21 protein-coding genes and 1 pseudogene are annotated in these 17,777 nt (G+C 58.4%); 13 read left to right on the top strand and 9 right to left on the bottom strand.

The window, feature by feature from the left end; genetic code table 11:
- Positions 1–17: 17 nt before the first annotated feature.
- From bssS to mdtH, 6 genes and pseudogenes are all read right to left on the bottom strand, one after another.
- The gene (gene bssS / locus BJP61_RS13825) at positions 18–272 is read right to left on the bottom strand and encodes a biofilm formation regulator BssS (protein ID WP_023898967.1); all 255 of its coding nucleotides are present in this window, start codon (positions 270–272) and stop codon (positions 18–20) included.
- Between the two features lie 322 nt (positions 273–594).
- On the bottom strand, positions 595–840 hold the full coding sequence (gene dinI, locus BJP61_RS13820) for a DNA damage-inducible protein I (RefSeq protein ID WP_038863649.1): 246 nt from the start codon (positions 838–840) through the stop codon (positions 595–597).
- 84 nt (positions 841–924) lie between these two features.
- Positions 925–1,971 carry a dihydroorotase gene (gene pyrC / locus BJP61_RS13815; protein ID WP_171998558.1) on the bottom strand — a complete coding sequence of 349 codons (1,047 nt, stop codon included), beginning with the start codon at positions 1,969–1,971 and terminating at the stop codon, positions 925–927.
- 127 nt (positions 1,972–2,098) lie between these two features.
- The gene (locus BJP61_RS13810; RefSeq protein WP_161581282.1) at positions 2,099–2,659 is read right to left on the bottom strand and encodes a lipoprotein; all 561 of its coding nucleotides are present in this window, start codon (positions 2,657–2,659) and stop codon (positions 2,099–2,101) included.
- Positions 2,660–2,777: 118 nt separating this feature from the next.
- The gene (grxB, locus tag BJP61_RS13805; RefSeq protein WP_171998557.1) at positions 2,778–3,425 is read right to left on the bottom strand and encodes a glutaredoxin 2; all 648 of its coding nucleotides are present in this window, start codon (positions 3,423–3,425) and stop codon (positions 2,778–2,780) included.
- A 76-nt stretch (positions 3,426–3,501) separates the two neighbouring features.
- Positions 3,502–4,708, bottom strand: a pseudogene (gene mdtH / locus BJP61_RS13800) (multidrug efflux MFS transporter MdtH).
- Positions 4,709–4,972: 264 nt separating this feature from the next.
- Between mdtH and rimJ the strand changes: the two are divergent.
- The 4 genes from rimJ to murJ all read left to right on the top strand — a co-directional run bounded on the left by rimJ (position 4,973) and on the right by murJ (position 8,798).
- Entirely contained in the window at positions 4,973–5,557 is a 585-nt protein-coding gene (gene rimJ / locus BJP61_RS13795; RefSeq protein ID WP_075194106.1) for a ribosomal protein S5-alanine N-acetyltransferase, read from the top strand.
- A 10-nt stretch (positions 5,558–5,567) separates the two neighbouring features.
- On the top strand, positions 5,568–6,221 hold the full coding sequence (locus BJP61_RS13790; protein WP_161579239.1) for a YceH family protein: 654 nt from the start codon (positions 5,568–5,570) through the stop codon (positions 6,219–6,221).
- A 2-nt stretch (positions 6,222–6,223) separates the two neighbouring features.
- A complete protein-coding gene (locus BJP61_RS13785) occupies positions 6,224–7,147 on the top strand; it encodes a Gfo/Idh/MocA family oxidoreductase (RefSeq protein ID WP_171998556.1) in 924 nt (307 codons plus the stop codon).
- A 115-nt stretch (positions 7,148–7,262) separates the two neighbouring features.
- Positions 7,263–8,798, top strand: coding sequence for a murein biosynthesis integral membrane protein MurJ (gene murJ, locus BJP61_RS13780; protein WP_038863638.1), 1,536 nt, complete (start codon positions 7,263–7,265; stop codon positions 8,796–8,798).
- A gap of 141 nt (positions 8,799–8,939) precedes the next feature.
- Here the strand turns inward: murJ and flgN are convergent, their stop codons facing one another.
- The 3 genes from flgN to flgA form a co-directional block, all read right to left on the bottom strand.
- Positions 8,940–9,365, bottom strand: a complete 426-nt coding sequence (flgN, locus tag BJP61_RS13775; protein WP_038863637.1) for a flagella biosynthesis chaperone FlgN — start codon at positions 9,363–9,365, stop codon at positions 8,940–8,942.
- A gap of 3 nt (positions 9,366–9,368) precedes the next feature.
- Complete coding sequence (gene flgM / locus BJP61_RS13770; protein WP_038863636.1) at positions 9,369–9,662, bottom strand: flagellar biosynthesis anti-sigma factor FlgM; 294 nt, start codon at positions 9,660–9,662, stop codon at positions 9,369–9,371.
- Between the two features lie 96 nt (positions 9,663–9,758).
- Entirely contained in the window at positions 9,759–10,418 is a 660-nt protein-coding gene (flgA, locus tag BJP61_RS13765; protein ID WP_038863634.1) for a flagellar basal body P-ring formation chaperone FlgA, read from the bottom strand.
- A 153-nt stretch (positions 10,419–10,571) separates the two neighbouring features.
- Here flgA and flgB point away from each other — a divergent pair, with 153 nt between their 5' ends.
- The 9 genes from flgB to flgJ are packed head-to-tail and all read left to right on the top strand — an operon-like array spanning position 10,572 to position 17,763.
- Positions 10,572–10,985 carry a flagellar basal body rod protein FlgB gene (gene flgB, locus BJP61_RS13760; RefSeq protein WP_038863631.1) on the top strand — a complete coding sequence of 138 codons (414 nt, stop codon included), beginning with the start codon at positions 10,572–10,574 and terminating at the stop codon, positions 10,983–10,985.
- A gap of 13 nt (positions 10,986–10,998) precedes the next feature.
- Positions 10,999–11,403, top strand: coding sequence for a flagellar basal body rod protein FlgC (gene flgC / locus BJP61_RS13755; RefSeq protein ID WP_004385214.1), 405 nt, complete (start codon positions 10,999–11,001; stop codon positions 11,401–11,403).
- A gap of 11 nt (positions 11,404–11,414) precedes the next feature.
- A complete protein-coding gene (gene flgD / locus BJP61_RS13750; protein ID WP_038863628.1) occupies positions 11,415–12,095 on the top strand; it encodes a flagellar hook assembly protein FlgD in 681 nt (226 codons plus the stop codon).
- Between the two features lie 26 nt (positions 12,096–12,121).
- Positions 12,122–13,354, top strand: coding sequence for a flagellar hook protein FlgE (flgE, locus tag BJP61_RS13745; RefSeq protein ID WP_038863626.1), 1,233 nt, complete (start codon positions 12,122–12,124; stop codon positions 13,352–13,354).
- Between the two features lie 20 nt (positions 13,355–13,374).
- On the top strand, positions 13,375–14,133 hold the full coding sequence (locus BJP61_RS13740) for a flagellar basal body rod protein FlgF (protein ID WP_171998555.1): 759 nt from the start codon (positions 13,375–13,377) through the stop codon (positions 14,131–14,133).
- Positions 14,134–14,149: 16 nt separating this feature from the next.
- Positions 14,150–14,932, top strand: coding sequence for a flagellar basal-body rod protein FlgG (gene flgG / locus BJP61_RS13735; protein ID WP_007663430.1), 783 nt, complete (start codon positions 14,150–14,152; stop codon positions 14,930–14,932).
- A 57-nt stretch (positions 14,933–14,989) separates the two neighbouring features.
- Positions 14,990–15,688: a flagellar basal body L-ring protein FlgH gene (flgH, locus tag BJP61_RS13730; protein ID WP_032990808.1), complete on the top strand. Its 699-nt coding sequence runs from the start codon at positions 14,990–14,992 to the stop codon at positions 15,686–15,688.
- 12 nt (positions 15,689–15,700) lie between these two features.
- The gene (locus BJP61_RS13725) at positions 15,701–16,798 is read left to right on the top strand and encodes a flagellar basal body P-ring protein FlgI (protein WP_038863624.1); all 1,098 of its coding nucleotides are present in this window, start codon (positions 15,701–15,703) and stop codon (positions 16,796–16,798) included.
- The gene (flgJ, locus tag BJP61_RS13720; RefSeq protein WP_038863622.1) at positions 16,798–17,763 is read left to right on the top strand and encodes a flagellar assembly peptidoglycan hydrolase FlgJ; all 966 of its coding nucleotides are present in this window, start codon (positions 16,798–16,800) and stop codon (positions 17,761–17,763) included. The genes BJP61_RS13725 and flgJ overlap by 1 nt, the downstream gene beginning before the upstream one ends.
- Positions 17,764–17,777 lie beyond the last annotated feature (14 nt).

Raw genomic sequence — 17,777 nt, 5'->3', positions numbered from 1 at the left:
ATAAGAAAAGCACGGTATCAGTGCTTGCGATAATCGCTTTCCTGGTACTCACCGGATTCAATTTTTGCAATGCCGGCTTCTAAGATGGAAATAAATTGTCTTGCTACATCAGTGGTCAACCATAATGTCTGGCCGACTTCGGTCGCTTCGCGATCCGCCTGCGGAGAGGATTGATAGTGCAACCGCAGCATCAGTGCGTCATAGCTGTCGACGGTGCTGATGTCCCATCCAACAAGGGGATGCGTCTGTATTACTTCATTTTTTTCCATCATAACCCCCTTTATACGTGTTTATAGACAACGACTCATGAGGTTCAATGCGTGATTTCTTATCTCTGAAGCAAATAAAGTATATCAACCAATAAGGGAAAATGGGGAGGAAATAAATACCCTGAAACACATTTTTTTCAAAATTTGAATTAACTGAACAATAAAACGGCAGATTATTCGCAAATTTTTGTTAAGCATCGCGATCAATGAGATAAATGCTGAAAAGAAAAAAACGAACTATTGCAGAAAAAGGCGGGACAAATATAAAAAAAACCGGGCGGCGAAGCCCGGAAAACTGACACCATAGAGAAGAGGGATACGAGGGTTAATCAGCAGAAAACCAGTCGTCAGCGCTTTCCCAGGTTTCCTGGAGAATTTCGCTGATGCGATCTTTATCTTCTTTAGCGCCACCCAGTACCGACAACTGATTCGCAGCGGCATAGCGCACGCTCACGTGGTTCGGCATTTCCGGAAAATGGCTTTCAATACGGCGGGATAGCTCGCTGGCCAGCGCGTCGATAGCGCCTGGCGGTAACGGCGTGGTTTTGGCGATAGTCACTTCAATACGCATAACAACCCCCTGTTAATCATACTGTATATATATACAGCTTAAAGATGAGGCATGCAACAGGGGGCCGTGATTTTTTTGCAGGCTTTAGCCTTTTACCGTCCAGCAAACCGCTTCGCCCGCAAGGAACGGCACCAGCGTGTCGCCTGCAATTTCAATGGTTTCTGGCATGACGCTCGCTTCACGCACCAGCTCGACGGTGCCGTCATTTACCGGCAGACCGTAAAAGCGCGGGCCGTTGAGCGAGGCGAAGGCTTCAAAGTGCGCCAGCGCGTTCATCTCTTCAAAGACCGTAGCGTAGGCACCGAGTGCGGAGGGCGCGTTAAAACAGCCCGCGCAGCCGCAGCTCGCCTCTTTACGATGACGCGCATGGGGGGCAGAGTCAGTACCGAGGAACACACGCTCGCAGCCGCTCGCTACCAGCTCGCGCAGCGCCTGCTGATGCACGTTACGCTTAAGGACAGGCAGACAATAGAGGTGCGGGCGAATACCGCCCGCGAGCATATGGTTGCGGTTGAACATCAGGTGCTGCGGCGTAATGGTCGCGCCCAGACGCTCGTTGCCTTCACGCACGTAGTCAGCGGCGTCTTTGGTGGTGATATGTTCAAACACGACTTTAAGCCCCGTCAGGCGCTGTCTGAGCGGCTCCATCACTGTCTCAATAAACCGCGCTTCGCGATCGAAGATATCGATGTCGCTGTGGGTCACTTCGCCATGCACCAGCAGCGGCATGCCGAGCTTTTCCATGCGCTCCAGCACCGTCATGATGTTATCCACGCTGGTGACGCCGTGGCTGGAGTTAGTGGTGGCGTTAGCCGGATAAAGTTTGGCGGCGGTAAAAACGCCTTCGTTAAAGCCGCGCTCCAGTTCGTCCGCGTCCAGCGTGTCGGTCAGGTAGCAGGTCATTAACGGTTCGAAGGTGTGGGTGTCGGGTACGGCGTCAAGGATGCGCTGGCGGTAGGCGATAGCGGCTTCCACAGTGGTGACCGGCGGCGCCAGGTTTGGCATGACGATAGCGCGCCCGTATGTTTCGCTGGTGTAAGGCACGACGGTTTTCAGCATGTCGCCATCGCGCAGATGAACATGCCAGTCGTCGGGGCGGCGGATTTTTAAAACCTGGGGTTGTGCAGTCATGGAAGGCTCCGGCTTGAGGAAACAGTCAGTAATGGCTGGTTTTATGCCGGGCACTAAGGATAAGCGTAAACGTTTTCCTTTGCATCCTTTTCATGAAAATTCGGGGGCATCGCGCCCCCGGAATTTTTTAATCGGTAAACGGAATGACGATTTCGCCGGGTTTCACCTCCAGCCCTTTGGCGAATTTTTTCGCCAGCGCCTCGCCGTTGGTGCGATCTTCGCTCAACACATACGCCGGACGCTGTTCGAAGTAGCTGCGCAGCGACTTATTCAGATACGGCATCAGGGTTTCGAGCACCGGCGCCATTTTGTCCGGCGTCACGCTGCTGTCGACAATCTCCATTTCGCGCAGATAAATCGCGCCCTTGTCTTTATCGAATGAGGGCAACGCCTTGAGCTTCAGCTTCACCAGCGCTTTCTGGTTGCCGAACAGCGACGTCATATCGAGGCTCGCATCGCCAGTCAGCGTGACTTTATTGGGCTCTTCGCGGCCGATCGCGCTGCTGAGATTGGTTAAAACGATATGCGCGTCCGCGACGCCCGGCAGGCCGATATCTTTCGCGTAGTTATTCCGCTTTTGCAGCGCCTGGTTGATGTCCTGTTCGGTGACGGTGTACTGCGTGAGCTGGTTACATCCCACCAGCAAGCCGCTGACGATAAGCGCTGCGGCGACTAACATTTTTTTCATGAGCTTCCCTCGTTCTGGTGCTGTCGGGCGATCCTGACACAAAGCAGGATGCCCCGCCAGTGGAAGCGGCAAAAGCGGATTCGGCTTAAAACGCCGGTGGGAGCCACCGGCGTGCAGGTCAGATAGCCATTGAGGAGAGCAGATTAATTTGCGTCTGCTTGGCCATGTTGTCGCGGTAATCGGCAACGCGGGTAGGGTAGTTGACGCCCGCCACCAGCGTCAGGTTACGTAGCACCGGGAAGAGGTGTATGTCATCTTCGGAAAGCTCGCCGTTCACGGCGTTTGGCTGGACGATAAACTTATCGAGCGCGCGCAGGTCGTCGCTGATATTTTTGATAAGCCCCGCAGAGTGCGCCATATGGTCCTCAAACGAGCCAATCGCCGCCTCTTTTTTCTCGGTAAAGTAACGGCGCGCTTCCGGCGTGGCGAATTCATCAAACGCGGCTTTGGCGAAACGCGGCAGCAGCAGGCGGTTAACATAGCCATTGACGCGGCGCAGCCACTCCTCGATCGCCGGGTTACGCTTGCCGGTCAGCAGCGGTTTGCCGTCGAGGTTATCGACGTAATGAACGATGTCCATACTTTCCGGCAGGTAGCGACTGTCGTCTTTTTGCAGAATCGGGGCCATTTTCTGGCCAATCATGCGGGTGGGAGTGGCTTCGTCATCGCTGGACATCACTATAAGCTCCACCGGAAGGTTCTTGAGCCCGAAAATCATGCGCGCTTTCACACAGAACGGACAGTGATCGTAAATATATAACTTCACGTTTCTCCTCCTGCTCAGGTTACTGATTTTTCAGTATGGTGGAGAAAACGCAGGGGAGCAAATCGCCCCCCGCGCATCAGGCTTCCGGCTCCAGCAGCCCCGTTGTCAGGCGTTTCTGGCTGAACTGCCACCAGAGCATCATAAACGTGCCGAGGCCGATAATGCCGAGCATAGCCCAGGGCAATTCTGGCGTGTTGAGCGCGCGGCCAGCGTCAAACAGCCAGCCGCCGCCTGCGTAGCCGAGCGCGCCGCCAAAGGCGAGCCCAAGACGGCTAAAGCCCATATAGCTGCCGCGCGCGGGCGTCCGCCAGCGACGCGCTCAGGGTTTCACGCGCCGGTTCGGCGATAATCGAGCCGAGATAAAAGAGGCAGATAAGGGTAAAGAGTTGTTGCAGGTTGTCTGCAAGGCCGATTGGCACCAGGCTTAGCGTCATCACCAGCAGCCCGGCCATCAGCCGCTGCTCCAGGCGAAAGCGCTTTTCGCTCCAGCGCGCCAGCGGGTAGAGCAGCGTCAACGACAGCACGGCTTCAATGGCGTACATCCATTTCACCGCCGCCGGTTCGCCTGCGATATCGTTGACCATAACCGGCAGCATCAGCATCACCTGTACCGCCAGCATGTAGTAGCCGGTCAGCGTCAGCACATAGGTGACGAAGCGTTTGTCGCGCAGCACCCGGCCCATGCCTTCGCGCAGCGGCGTGCGTACGGTAGAGAGCTTCCAGTCCGGGAGCAGCCAGGCGTTAAACGCGGCGCAAACCACAAACAGCAGCGCGCCTACGCCGCACACCAGGCGGAAATCATATTGCAGCAGCCAACTGCCGATAAGCGCGCCCGTCACGGCGCCGGCGCTGTCCTGCATCATCAGCAGGGAGAAAAAGCGGCCCCGCTCCTGCGGGCGTACCAGCTTCACGACCAGCGCCGAGCGCGGCGGGTCGAAGAGCGTGCCGCCAAGCCCTGACAGCACACAGGAGACCCAAAGCACCCACGGCTCGTGGGCGATAGCCATCGTCGCGAAACCTGCCGCGCGCAGCAGCATGCCGGTGACAATCATCGGCCGCGCGCCCAGACGATCGGCGATAGCGCCGCCGAAAATACCGAGCCCCTGTTGCACAAGCTGGCGCAGACCGAGCGCGATGCCCACCATCAGCGCGGCCCAGCCGAGGTTGTCGACAAAGCGGATAGAGATAAGCGGAAAGACGACAAAAAAGCCCAACACTACGAGCATATTGTCTATTAACAGGAAATATTTACCCAGGCTTCTTGCCTGCGACACGCTGGACATTTCCCCTCCAGGGAAAAAAGCGAAGAGACAGACTATCTTACGGCCTGGCGCGTCCGTTGGCGGTGCTTTGAGCGACAATATTTTTTATCGATCGCTATGATTGATTCATGAAATTCATCGTTATGCCGCGCGGCACGTCAAAGAATGGCAGGTTGCTGTTTTCACTGTTTTGTTTACCGCGGTTATAGTAAAACGTAAGGCCCGCGATGGCGCGCTGTCCGGGGCAGGAATCAGGAATAATGCCGAGAAAGGAGCAGGGTATCGATGTTTGGCTACCGAAGTAACGTGCCGAAAGTAAGATTAACGACGGATCGCCTGGTGGTGCGGCTGGTGCACGATCGCGACGCGTGGCGGCTGGCGGATTACTACGCCGAAAATCGCCAGTTCCTGAAACCCTGGGAGCCTGTTCGCGATGAAAGCCACTGCTACCCCTCTGGCTGGCAGGCGCGGCTTGGCATGATCAACGAACTTCACAAGCAGGGCAGCGCCTTTTATTTCGCGCTGCTCGACCCGGACGAAAACGAAATCCGCGGCGTCGCGAATTTTTCCAACGTGGTGCGCGGCTCATTCCACGCCTGTTATCTCGGTTATTCGCTGGGCGAAAAGTGGCAGGGGCAGGGCATGATGTTTGAAGCGCTTACCAGCGCCATTCGCTATATGCAGCGCAGCCAGCATATGCATCGCATCATGGCCAATTATATGCCGCATAACCAGCGCAGCGGCGACCTGCTGGCGCGCCTCGGCTTTGAAAAAGAAGGCTATGCCAAAGATTATTTACTGATTGACGGCGTCTGGCGCGACCACGTGCTAACCGCGCTGACCGCGCGTGAATGGACGCCGGGGCGCTGAGGAGAAAACCATGAAACATCAGTTCAGCGCGCTGGAAGCGCGCGTCATCGGCTGCATGCTCGAAAAACAGGTCACGACGCCGGAGCAATACCCGCTCTCGGTCAACGGCGTGGTAACCGCCTGCAACCAGAAAACTAACCGCGAGCCGGTAATGAACCTGAGCGAAGCGCAGGTGCAGGAGACGCTCGATAACCTGGTGAAGCGGCACTATCTGCGCACCGTCAGCGGTTTTGGCAACCGGGTCACCAAATATGAGCAGCGCTTTTGCAACTCGGAATTTGGCGATCTGAAATTCTCGCCTGCTGAAGTGGCGATTGTCACCACGCTGTTGCTGCGCGGCGCACAGACGCCGGGCGAGCTGCGCAGCCGGGCTTCGAGAATGCATGAGTTCAGCGACACAGCGGCGCTTGAAGGCGCGCTGGAGACGCTGGCGAGCCGCGAGGATGGCCCGTTTGTGACGCGTCTTGCGCGCGAGCCGGGCAAGCGCGAGAGCCGCTATATGCATCTGTTCTGTGGCGAGCCGGATGCTGCGGCGTTTGCCACAAGCGAAGATACCCCGACGGCGGATACCGACGCCTTAACCGCGCGCGTCGAGGCGCTGGAGCTTGAGGTGGCTGAATTACGCCAGCGCCTCGAATCACTGTTGGCACACCTGGGAGAATAATCGTGGCGAAATTACGCGTAGGGGTAGTGGGGCTTGGCGGCATCGCGCAGAAAGCGTGGTTGCCGGTAATGTCGCAGGCGACGGACTGGACGCTCGCGGGCGCATTCTCCCCGACGCGCGCCAGGGCGCTGCCGGTCTGTGAGGCGTACCGTATCCCGTATATCGATTCGCTTCAGGCGCTGGCGGCGCAGTGCGATGCGGTCTTCGTGCACAGCGCCACCAGCAGCCATTATGAAGTGGTGAGCGAGCTGTTAAATGCGGGCGTGCACGTCTGCGTGGATAAACCGCTGGCGGAACATCTCGCCGACGCCGAGCGCCTGGTGGCGCAGGCGAAACAACGCAATCTGACGCTGATGGTCGGCTTTAACCGCCGTTTCGCGCCGCTGTATCGCGAACTGAAAGCGACACTCGGCGCCGCCTCGTCGCTGCGCATGGACAAACACCGCGCCGACAGCGTCGGCCCGCACGACCTGCGCTTTACGCTGCTGGACGATTACCTGCATCTGGTGGATACCGCCCTGTGGCTTGGCGGCGGCGAAGCGACGCTTGCGAGCGGCGCGCTGCACACCACCGCGCAGGGCGAGATGTGGTACGCCGAGCACCATTTTCGCCGCGGCGATCTTTCCATCACCACCAGCATGCACCGTCGTGCGGGCAGTCAGCGTGAATGGGTGCAGGCGGTAACCGACGGCGCGCTGATTGACGTCACCGACATGCGCGACTGGCGCGAAGAGCGCGGCGCAGGCGTGGTGCATCGTCCCGTGCCCGGCTGGCAGAGCACGCTGGAGCAGCGCGGCTTCGCGGGCTGCGCGCGGCATTTCATCCACTGCGTGCAGAATCAGACGGTTCCGGAAACCGCAGGCGAGCAGGCGCTGGCCGCCCAGCGCGTGGTGGAACGGTTGTGGCGCGAGGCGATGCGCGAGTAACCACGGCGCGCATCTGCCAGTAGTATTTCCCTTTCAGTCGAGTAGACTAAGCGCTTCGCTGAAAAGCCCCTGACGCCTGCCCTGCAGGCGTCGGTGTTTATGGGAAAGAATAAGAATGAATTTACTGAAGTCGCTGGCTGCGGTCAGCTCAATGACGATGTTTTCCCGCGTGCTCGGGTTTGCACGCGACGCCATTGTGGCGCGGGTGTTCGGCGCCGGTATGGCGACGGACGCCTTTTTCGTCGCCTTTAAGCTGCCGAACCTGCTGCGCCGCATCTTTGCCGAAGGCGCGTTTTCGCAGGCGTTTGTGCCGATCCTCGCCGAATATAAAAGCAAGCAGGGCGAAGACGCCACGCGGGTCTTTGTCGCTTACGTTTCCGGCCTGCTGACGCTGGCGCTGTTTATTGTGACGATCGCCGGTATGCTGGCGGCCCCGTGGGTGATTCTGGTCACGGCGCCGGGCTTCGCGGATACGGCGGATAAATTCGCGCTCACCACATCCCTGTTGCGCATTACCTTTCCTTATATTCTGCTGATTTCGCTGGCCTCCCTCGCGGGTGCCATTCTTAACACTTGGAACCGCTTTTCGGTGCCGGCGTTCGCCCCGACTTTCCTGAATATCAGCATGATAGGCTTTGCGCTCTTTGCCGCGCCGTACTTTAACCCGCCGGTGCTGGCGCTCGCCTGGGCGGTGACGGTCGGCGGCGTGCTGCAACTGGTCTATCAACTGCCGCACCTGAAGAAAATCGGCATGCTGGTGCTGCCGCGCATTAACTTAAAAGACGCGGGCGCAATGCGGGTGGTGAAGCAGATGGGGCCCGCCATTCTTGGCGTATCGGTGAGCCAGATCTCGCTCATCATTAACACTATTTTCGCCTCATTTCTGGTCTCCGGCTCGGTCTCCTGGATGTATTACGCCGACCGCCTGATGGAGTTCCCGTCCGGTGTGCTGGGCGTCGCGCTCGGCACCATTCTGCTGCCGTCGCTGTCACGCAGCTTCGCCAGCGGCAATCATGACGAATATTCGCGTCTGATGGACTGGGGGCTGCGCCTGTGCTTTTTACTGGCGCTGCCGAGCGCTGTAGCGCTGGGCATTCTCGCAAAGCCGCTTACCGTGTCGCTGTTCCAGTACGGTAAATTCTCCAGTCACGATGCGAGCATGACGCAGCAGGCGCTGGTGGCGTATTCGGTGGGGCTGATGGGGCTGATTGTGGTGAAGGTACTGGCGCCAGGGTTTTATTCGCGCCAGGACATCAAAACGCCGGTTAAGATAGCCATCGTGACGCTTATCATGACGCAACTGATGAACCTGGCGTTTATCGGGCCGTTGAAACATGCCGGACTGGCGCTTTCCATCGGCCTTGCGGCTTGCCTGAACGCGAGTCTGCTCTACTGGCAGTTACGTAAGCGCAAAATTTTCCAGCCGCAGCCCGGGTGGGGCGCGTTTCTCGCACGACTGGTTATCGCGGTGCTGGTGATGGCCGCCGCGCTGCTGGGCGTCATGCACCTGATGCCGGATTGGGCGCAGGGCACGATGCCGCTGCGGCTGTTGCGTCTCGCGGCTGTTGTGGTGGCGGGCGTTATCGCCTATTTCGCCACGTTAACGCTGCTTGGCTTCCGCGTTCGCGATTTTGCGCGCCGCACGGCCTGAGCCCGCTACACGCCAACGCGCCGCGCTTATCGCCCGGCGCGTTTTTTTATCGGCTTTTTTCAGGCGGCATAGTGCAGACGTGCGAAAACCTTCCGGCAGGTTTCCCTGCCAGAAGGGGTATGATTATCCACTGCCTTGCGGTCAGATGGCGATTTTCTTCCCGCCGCGATGCATATTCGCGGACGTCTGCCCGTTAGCGCCATACAGCGCCGGCTCCTGCAGCGGCTTTAACACCGCCAGAGCCTGCTGGTTGCGGGCCATTTGCCCTTCGAGCAACCAGCCGTTATGCAGATTCATATCGCGCAGGTGCAGGGTTTTCTGAGTAATCGTCTGCCAGCGCGCGGCCACGTCCGGCGGCGCGACGCGGTCCGTCTTTTGTTCGCTGCGGCGCTGCTGTTCAAGGTAGTCCAGCGTGGCCAGCAACGAGCTTTTCTCCTCGGTGATGCGCTGAAGCGCACTGCCGTTAAGACTGCCCGCGGATAACTGTTGCTGCTCCGCGTCCATCACAGACTTCAGCGAATTCAGTACAGTTGTCATTTGGTCTAACACTTCTGACAGACGGCTCATAAATTATTTATCCTGCAAGTAACTCTGAGCTTCCTGGATAAGCGCATCGGCGATTTTGCCGGTGTCCATTTTCAGCTCGCCATTACGAATGGCGGCCTTCAGCGCTTCCACACGCTCAACGTTGATGTCATCAGCGCCTGGCTTCATCAGTTTTGCCTGGGCGCCGCTAAGGGTGACGCTGGCGCTGCCTGCCGCGGTGGTTTCCGTCTGGCGGGCTTTTGGTGCCTGCGGTTCACTGTTTTCGCGCGGTTGCACCGTACTCACTGGCTTCAGGGGGGACGTGCGTTCAATGCTCATTGATTTTTTCCTCATAGAGGGGCTCGCGGCGTAGAGCCGATATCCATCGTTAGTTGATTAACTATATCGGCAGCCACGATGAATTCTTTATAAAGATTACAGGTTAATCAGAATAATCCCATCAGAACCCACGATGCCGCTTACCACCTGGCCTGAGGCCATTCTGACCCGGGCGTTTTGCGCCACCGCCGCATTGTTTAAGGCCCGGCCTTCGCCATTAATGCTAAAGCCTTCGCCGTTGGCGATTATCTGTACCTGCTGACCCGCTTTTACACGCCAGGACTGGCGCACCATCGTCAGCATTACCGGCTGATCGGGCGCGAGGTCACGCAGGGTAACAGCTTCGCGCGCCTGGTCAAGATTGAGCATAGCTTTTGGGGGCAGGAGATCCAGACGGCCGCGTTCAAGGCGGACGTTGGACTCGTTCAGCATGCCGCCGCGCGCGACAGGCTGACTGGCCACCACATAGTTCCCGAAGGCCTGAACGTTGACCTGCATATACCGTTTTTCACTGCCGCAGCGCACCAGCACGCTGAGGTTTCCCCACAGACGGGCGTTGCCCGGCAGGCTGAAATCAGGATTGTCGCAAATCAGTCTCTGCGGCTCCGGCGTTTTCACCGTCACCACTACCGCGTCGCTAATGCCTGCAAGACGCTGAAGAAAGAACGGCGTCAGCTGGGCGTTAAGCGTATCGGCGAAAAGGCCCGGGCTTAACAGCAGCAAACCCGCGGCGAGACAGTATTTCAGGCTCTTCATTGCACTTCTCCACTTTCGGAACAGGGAGGATTCTACTCTGCTCTGTTTTTGTTCAAGGCAACAAATAGCGACGCATTTTGCGTTTATTCCAACGATAACGCACGCGTGAGGGGCGATAAGCTTTGCACACTCACCAGACTAATTGGAGGAATCATGCTCGATAAACTGGACGCCGCGCTGCGCTTTCAACAGGAAGCTATCAATTTACGCGCTCAGCGTCAGGAGATTCTGGCGGCCAATATCGCCAACGCCGATACCCCAGGTTATCAGGCGCGCGATATTGATTTCGCCAGTCAACTGAAAAAAGTGATGGATCAGGGCCGCGCGTCAGGCAGCACCATGACGCTCGCCGTGACCTCATCACGCCATATCCCGGCTCAGGCGTCCACCGGCGCTTCTCTTGATTTGCTTTACCGCGTGCCGGACCAGCCCTCGATGGATGGCAACACCGTCGATATGGACCGTGAGCGTACCCAGTTTGCCGACAACAGCCTGAAGTATCAGACCGATCTGCAGGTTCTCGGCGGCCAAATCAAGAGCATGATGTCCGTGCTGCAGCAACAGTAAGGGTTAAAACGCGATGGCGCTTTTAAACATTTTCGACATTGCCGGCTCAGCGATGACCGCGCAATCCAAACGCATGAACGTGGCGGCCAGTAACCTTGCCAACGCCGACAGCGCGACCGGGCCGGATGGACAGCCTTACCGCGCCAAGCAGGTGGTTTTCCAGGTGGATGCCGCGCCAGGCGCCGCGACAGGCGGTGTGAAGGTAACGGATGTCGTGGAAAGCCAGGCGCCGGACAAGCTGGTTTATGAGCCAGGCAACCCGCTGGCGGACGCCAAAGGGTATGTCCGTATGCCGAACGTTGACGTGGTGGGCGAGATGGTGAACTCCATGTCCGCCTCCCGCAGTTACCAGGCCAACGTTGAAGTGCTGAACACCGTGAAAAGCATGATGCTGAAAACGCTCACGCTCGGTCAATAAAGGAGAGAGTTATGTCGGTGACATCAACTATTAATGAGAATTACAGCACCAGCAGTGCCGCCAGCGCGACCTCCAGCAGCAGCCTGACCGGGAGCAAAGCGTCTGACCTGCAAGGCAGCTTCCTGACGCTTCTGGTGGCGCAGCTGAAAAACCAGGACCCGACCAACCCGATGCAGAACAACGAACTGACCACGCAGCTTGCGCAGATCAGTACGGTGAGCGGCATCGAGAAACTGAACACCACCCTCGGATCTATCTCCGGTCAGATCGATAACAGCCAGTCGCTTGCGGCGAGCGCGCTTATCGGTCACGGCGTGATGATCCCGGGCAGCACCATTCTGACCGGCAAAGACACCACGACACCGTTTGGCGTCGAGTTGCAGCAGGCCGCAGATAAAGTTACCGCGACTGTCACTGATAAGAGCGGGAAAGTCGTTCGTACCATCGAGATCGGCGCGCTGAGCGCAGGTGTCCATACCTTCTCTTGGGATGGTTCGATGAGCGACGGCACTAAGGCGCCGGATGGCTCCTACAACGTCTCCATTGCCGCAAGCAACGGAGGCACTCAGCTGGTCGCGCAGCCGCTTAACTTCGCGATGGTAAACGGCATTACGCGAAGCAACGGTTCGAACCTGCTGGATCTGGGCACCTACGGGACTGCCTCACTCGACCAGGTACGGCAAATTATTTAAGCCTTCAATCTTATCAGGAGTAAGAAATGGCCTTTTCACAAGCGGTCAGCGGTCTGAATGCTGCCAGCACCAACCTCGACGTTATCGGCAACAACATTGCCAACTCCGCCACTTATGGTTTTAAGTCTGGTTCCGTCTCTTTCGCCGACATGTTCGCCGGCTCGAAAGCGGGCCTGGGCGTTAAAGTCGCGGGTATCACCCAGGACTTTGGCGACGGCGTGACCACCAACACCGGCCGTAAGCTTGACGTGGCTATCAGCCAGAACGGTTTCTTCCGTCTGGTCGACAGCAACGGCGGCGTGTTCTACAGCCGTAACGGCCAGTTCAAACTGGACGAAAACAGCAACCTGGTCAACATGCAGGGCATGAAGGTAACCGGCTATCCGGCAACCGGCACCCCGCCGACCGTACAGCAGGGCGCAGATCCGGTCTCACTGACCATCCCGACCGCGCAGATGCCGGCAAGCAAAACCACCAGCGCGAACTTCGTGATGAACCTGAACTCCGCTGACGATGTTCCGGCGCAGTCTCCGTTCGATCCGGCTAACTCCAGCACCTTTAACAAAAGCGTGCCGCTGACTGTTTACGACACCCTGGGTAACGAACACAACCTGAAGCTGTACTACGTGAAAACCGCGGATAACAAGTGGGATGTCTACAACATGGACACCAGCGTAAGCTCCGCGACCCCGACCACGCCGCTGACCAGCCTGACCTTCAGCGACAGCGGCGCCCTGACTGGCGTGACCAACGCGGCTCCGGCCGGTACGCAGCAGGTGCCGATCGCAGTGGCGGCCCTCAACGGCTCTGCGGCGTTCAGCTTCAGCATGAACCTGACTGGCACCACCCAGCAGAACTCCGGCGCCAACGTGCTGCTGACCTCAAACCAGGACGGCTACAAGCCGGGCGACCTGGTCGGTTATGAAGTGACCGAAGACGGCAGCCTCGTCGGCAACTACTCGAACGAGAAGAGCCAGTTGCTGGGTCAGATCGTTCTTGCGAACTTTGCTAACCCGGAAGGCCTCTCTTCTCAGGGCGACAACGTCTGGTCAGCAAGCACCGCCTCCGGCGTGGCGCTGCTGGGCTCTGCGGGCACCGGCAACTTCGGCAAGCTGACCAGCGGCGCGCTGGAAGCGTCTAACGTCGACTTGAGTAAAGAACTGGTCAACATGATCGTCGCGCAGCGTAACTATCAGTCGAACGCGCAGACCATCAAGACTCAGGACCAGATCCTCAATACCCTGGTTAACCTGCGCTAATTGTCTGAAGGGATGGCTTAATGGATCACGCAATTTATACCGCCATGGGCGCAGCCAGCCAGACGCTGAATCAGCAGTCTGTCACGGCAAGCAACCTGGCCAACGCATCAACGCCTGGCTTTCGCGCTCAGCTCAACGCGCTGCGCGCCGTGCCGGTAGAAGGGCTGTCATTGCCAACCCGTACGCTGGTCACGGCTTCCACCCCTGGCGTGAATATGAGCCAGGGGGCGCTCGACTACACCTCCCGTCCGCTGGACGTTGCCATTCAGGGCAGCGACGGCTGGCTGGCGGTGCAGGCGCCGGACGGCACCGAAGCGTATACCCGCAACGGTAACATCCAGCGCACGGCGACCGGCCAGCTCACCATCCAGGGTAATCCTGTGATGGGCGAGGGCGGTCCGGTCGTGGTGCCGGAAGGCGCGGAAGTCACGATTGCCGCCGACGGTACGATCTCCGTACTGAACCCGGGCGACGCCCCGAACACCATTGCGCCGGTTGGCCGTCTGAAGATGGTTAAAGCCAGCGCGCAGGAAGTGGTACGCGGCGACGATGGTCTGTTTCGTTTAAAACCGCAGGCGCAGACCGCCCGCGGCGCGACGCTACAGGCCGACCCGACCATCAGCCTGATGTCCGGGGTGCTGGAAGGCAGTAACGTGAAACCCGTGGAAGCAATGACCGACATGATAGCTAACGCCCGTCGCTTTGAGATGCAGATGAAAATCATCACCAGCGTCGATGAGAACGAGCAGCGCGCTAACCAGTTATTGTCGATGAGTTAATCAACAGGACGACCCTATGATCAGTTCTTTATGGATTGCCAAAACCGGCCTCGACGCCCAGCAAACCAATATGGACGTTATCGCCAACAACCTGGCGAACGTCAGCACCAACGGTTTCAAACGTCAGCGCGCGGTGTTTGAAGATCTGCTTTATCAAACCATCCGCCAGCCGGGCGCGCAGTCGTCTGAACAGACCACGCTGCCTTCCGGCCTGCAGATCGGTACCGGTGTGCGCCCCGTCGCCACCGAGCGTCTGCACAGCCAGGGCAACCTGTCTCAGACCAACAACAGCAAAGATGTCGCGATTAAAGGCCAGGGCTTCTTCCAGGTTCTGCTGCCGGACGGCACCTCCGCGTATACCCGCGACGGTTCTTTCCAGGTCGATCAGAACGGCCAGCTGGTGACCGCAGGCGGTTTCCAGGTGCAGCCCGCCATCACTATCCCGGCGAACGCGCTGAGCATCACCGTCGGTCGCGACGGCGTGGTGAGCGTGACCCAGCAGGGAACGGCGGCGCCGGTTCAGGTTGGCCAGATCAACCTGACCACTTTTATGAACGACAGCGGTCTGGAAAGCATTGGTGAAAACCTCTACACCGAGACCCAGTCCTCCGGCACGCCGAACGAAAGCACGCCGGGTCTGAACGGTGCAGGGCTGCTGTATCAGGGTTATGTCGAAACCTCTAACGTCAACGTGGCGGAAGAGCTGGTCAACATGATCCAGGTGCAGCGCGCTTACGAGATTAACAGTAAAGCGGTTTCCACCACTGACCAGATGCTGCAAAAACTGACGCAACTCTAAAGCCTGTTTCGGTGTGGCGTGACGCCACACCGAACGCCACTACTGAAGATGAAAGCAATGCAAAAGACCGGTGCGCAACTCTGCCCTTTAGCGATAGCTCTCGCATTGACCCTTTCGGGCTGTGCGTGGGTGCCTTCTACTCCGCTGGTTCAGGGCGCGACGACCGCGCAGCCCGCACCTGCCCCCGCGCCGGTGGTTAACGGTTCCATTTTCCAGTCGGTACAGCAGATTAACTACGGTTATCAACCGCTGTTCGAAGACCGTCGTCCGCGTAACGTCGGCGACACGCTCACGATTGAGCTGCAAGAAAACGTCAGCGCGAGCAAGAGCTCGTCTGCAAACGCCAGCCGCGACGGCAAGACCAATTTCGGTCTCGACACCGTTCCACGCTACCTGCAGGGCCTCTTCGGCAATGCGCGCGCCGATATCAGCGCGTCCGGCGGCAATACCTTTAATGGTAAAGGCGGCGCCAACGCCAGCAACACCTTCAGCGGCACACTGACCGTGACCGTCGATCAGGTTCTTGCCAATGGCAACCTGCACGTGGTGGGCGAAAAACAGATTGCCATCAACCAGGGCACAGAATTTATCCGCTTCTCGGGCGTGGTTAACCCTCGCACCATTAGCGGCAGCAACACGGTACCGTCCACGCAGGTGGCGGATGCCCGAATCGAATATGTCGGCAACGGCTATATCAACGAAGCGCAGAACATGGGATGGCTACAGCGTTTCTTCCTTAATTTATCGCCGATGTAACAGAGGTGAAAAATGTTTAAATCGCTCCCAGGACTCCTGCTGCTGCTCGTCGCGACGTTCGCGCAAGCTGACCGCATTCGTGACTTAACCACCGTACAGGGCGTACGTGAAAACTCCCTGATAGGCTACGGCCTGGTGGTGGGCCTTGACGGCACCGGCGACCAGACGACCCAGACGCCGTTTACCACCCAGAGCCTGAACAATATGCTCTCCCAGCTCGGGATCACCGTCCCGGCGGGCACCAATATGCAGCTGAAAAACGTGGCGGCGGTGATGGTTACCGCCTCCTATCCGGCGTTCGCGCGCCAGGGGCAGTCCATCGATGTGGTGGTCTCCTCCATGGGTAACGCCAAGAGCCTGCGCGGCGGTACGCTGCTGATGACCCCGCTGAAAGGCGTCGATAATCAGGTGTACGCGCTGGCGCAGGGCAACATTCTTATTGGCGGCGCGGGCGCGTCGGCGGGCGGCAGCAGCGTGCAGGTAAACCAGCTCAACGGCGGCCGTATTACCAACGGCGCGGTGATTGAACGCGAGCTGCCGACCCAGTTCGGCACGGGCAACACCATCAACCTGCAGCTGAATAATGACGACTTTACGCTGGCCCAGCAGATCTCTGACACCATCAACCGCGCGCGCGGTTATGGCAGCGCCACCGCGCTGGACGCCCGTACCGTTCAGGTACGCGCATCAAGCGGCGGTAGCTCCCAGGTGCAGCTGCTCGCCGCGATTCAGAACCTTGAAGTCAACGTCGCGGTGCAGGATGCCAAAGTCATTATTAACTCGCGTACCGGCTCGGTGGTGATGAACCGCGAAGTGTCGCTCGACAGCTGTGCGGTCGCGCAGGGCAACCTTTCTGTGACGGTGAACCAGCAGGCGAATGTCAGCCAGCCGGATACGCCGTTCGGCGGCGGCCAGACCGTCGTGACGCCGCAGACCCAGATCGATATGCGTCAGTCAGGCGGCGCGCTGCAGCGCGTGACCTCCAGCGCCAACCTGAACAGCGTCGTACGCGCGCTTAACGCGCTGGGCGCCACGCCGATGGATCTGATGTCAATTCTGCAATCCATGCAAAGCGCGGGCTGTCTGCGCGCCAAACTGGAAATCATCTGATGCTGACTGATAGCAAATTACTGTCCAGCGCCGCCTTTGACGCGCAATCGCTCAATGACCTGAAAGCTAAGGCCGGTAAGGATCCGAACGGCAACCTGAAACAGGTTGCCCGCCAGGTGGAAGGGATGTTCGTGCAAATGATGCTGAAAAGCATGCGCGAAGCGCTGCCCAAGGATGGGATGTTCAGTAGCGATCAGACTCGGCTATATACCAGCATGTACGATCAGCAAATTGCCCAGCAGATGACGGCGGGCAAGGGGCTTGGCCTTGCGGACATGATGGTGAAACAGATGGGCGGCGACCCTTCAGCCAGCGCTGAAGCGCCCGCCGCTGCGCAAAGCGCGTCTCAGGTGCCGATGAAGTTCGATATCGACACCATGAACAGCTACCGCAACCAGACAATTACCCAGATTGTGCGCCAGGCGATGCCGAAGGCGCCGTCCAATGAAGAACCGCTCTCCGGCGACAGTAAAGACTTTCTGGCGCAGCTGGCGCTGCCCGCGAAGCTTGCAAGCCAGCAGAGCGGCGTTCCTCATCACCTGATCCTCGCCCAGGCGGCGCTGGAATCGGGCTGGGGCCAGCGCCAGATCCTGAAAGCGAACGGCGAGCCAAGCTTTAACATTTTCGGCATCAAAGCGACCTCGTCGTGGAAAGGGCCGGTGACGGAGATAACCACCACCGAATATGAAAATGGCGAAGCGAAGAAGGTGAAAGCGAAGTTCCGTGTTTATAGCTCCTATCTTGAGGCGCTGTCGGACTACGTGGGCATGCTGACGCGCAACCCGCGTTACGCGGCGGTCACCACGGCCGCCTCGGCGGAAGATGGCGCGAAAGCGTTGCAGAGCGCCGGTTACGCGACCGATCCGAACTACGCCCGTAAGCTGACCAGCATGATCCAGCAGATGAAATCGCTGGGCGAAAAGGTGAGCAAAGCGTACAGCCAGGATATCTCGACGTTGTTCTGAAACGGCTCAAGTTC

The sequence above is a fragment of the Cronobacter sp. JZ38 genome (genome assembly GCF_008932145.1).
GTDB classification, from domain to species: Bacteria; Pseudomonadota; Gammaproteobacteria; order Enterobacterales; family Enterobacteriaceae; genus Cronobacter; species Cronobacter muytjensii.
This window is presented reverse-complemented; position numbering and strand designations above follow the sequence as displayed.

Bases quoted from the DNA above. Each gene is read 5' to 3' on its own strand.
- bssS (WP_023898967.1), bottom strand. From the start codon at position 272: ATGATGGAAAAAAATGAAGTAATACAGACGCATCCCCTTGTTGGATGG.
- dinI (WP_038863649.1), bottom strand. From the start codon at position 840: ATGCGTATTGAAGTGACTATCGCCAAAACCACGCCGTTACCGCCAGGC.
- pyrC (WP_171998558.1), bottom strand. From the start codon at position 1,971: ATGACTGCACAACCCCAGGTTTTAAAAATCCGCCGCCCCGACGACTGG.
- BJP61_RS13810 (WP_161581282.1), bottom strand. From the start codon at position 2,659: ATGAAAAAAATGTTAGTCGCCGCAGCGCTTATCGTCAGCGGCTTGCTG.
- rimJ (WP_075194106.1), top strand. From the start codon at position 4,973: ATGTTTGGCTACCGAAGTAACGTGCCGAAAGTAAGATTAACGACGGAT.
- BJP61_RS13790 (WP_161579239.1), top strand. From the start codon at position 5,568: ATGAAACATCAGTTCAGCGCGCTGGAAGCGCGCGTCATCGGCTGCATG.
- murJ (WP_038863638.1), top strand. From the start codon at position 7,263: ATGAATTTACTGAAGTCGCTGGCTGCGGTCAGCTCAATGACGATGTTT.
- flgN (WP_038863637.1), bottom strand. From the start codon at position 9,365: ATGAGCCGTCTGTCAGAAGTGTTAGACCAAATGACAACTGTACTGAAT.
- flgM (WP_038863636.1), bottom strand. From the start codon at position 9,662: ATGAGCATTGAACGCACGTCCCCCCTGAAGCCAGTGAGTACGGTGCAA.
- flgA (WP_038863634.1), bottom strand. From the start codon at position 10,418: ATGAAGAGCCTGAAATACTGTCTCGCCGCGGGTTTGCTGCTGTTAAGC.
- flgB (WP_038863631.1), top strand. From the start codon at position 10,572: ATGCTCGATAAACTGGACGCCGCGCTGCGCTTTCAACAGGAAGCTATC.
- flgC (WP_004385214.1), top strand. From the start codon at position 10,999: ATGGCGCTTTTAAACATTTTCGACATTGCCGGCTCAGCGATGACCGCG.
- flgD (WP_038863628.1), top strand. From the start codon at position 11,415: ATGTCGGTGACATCAACTATTAATGAGAATTACAGCACCAGCAGTGCC.
- flgE (WP_038863626.1), top strand. From the start codon at position 12,122: ATGGCCTTTTCACAAGCGGTCAGCGGTCTGAATGCTGCCAGCACCAAC.
- BJP61_RS13740 (WP_171998555.1), top strand. From the start codon at position 13,375: ATGGATCACGCAATTTATACCGCCATGGGCGCAGCCAGCCAGACGCTG.
- flgG (WP_007663430.1), top strand. From the start codon at position 14,150: ATGATCAGTTCTTTATGGATTGCCAAAACCGGCCTCGACGCCCAGCAA.
- flgH (WP_032990808.1), top strand. From the start codon at position 14,990: ATGCAAAAGACCGGTGCGCAACTCTGCCCTTTAGCGATAGCTCTCGCA.
- BJP61_RS13725 (WP_038863624.1), top strand. From the start codon at position 15,701: ATGTTTAAATCGCTCCCAGGACTCCTGCTGCTGCTCGTCGCGACGTTC.
- flgJ (WP_038863622.1), top strand. From the start codon at position 16,798: ATGCTGACTGATAGCAAATTACTGTCCAGCGCCGCCTTTGACGCGCAA.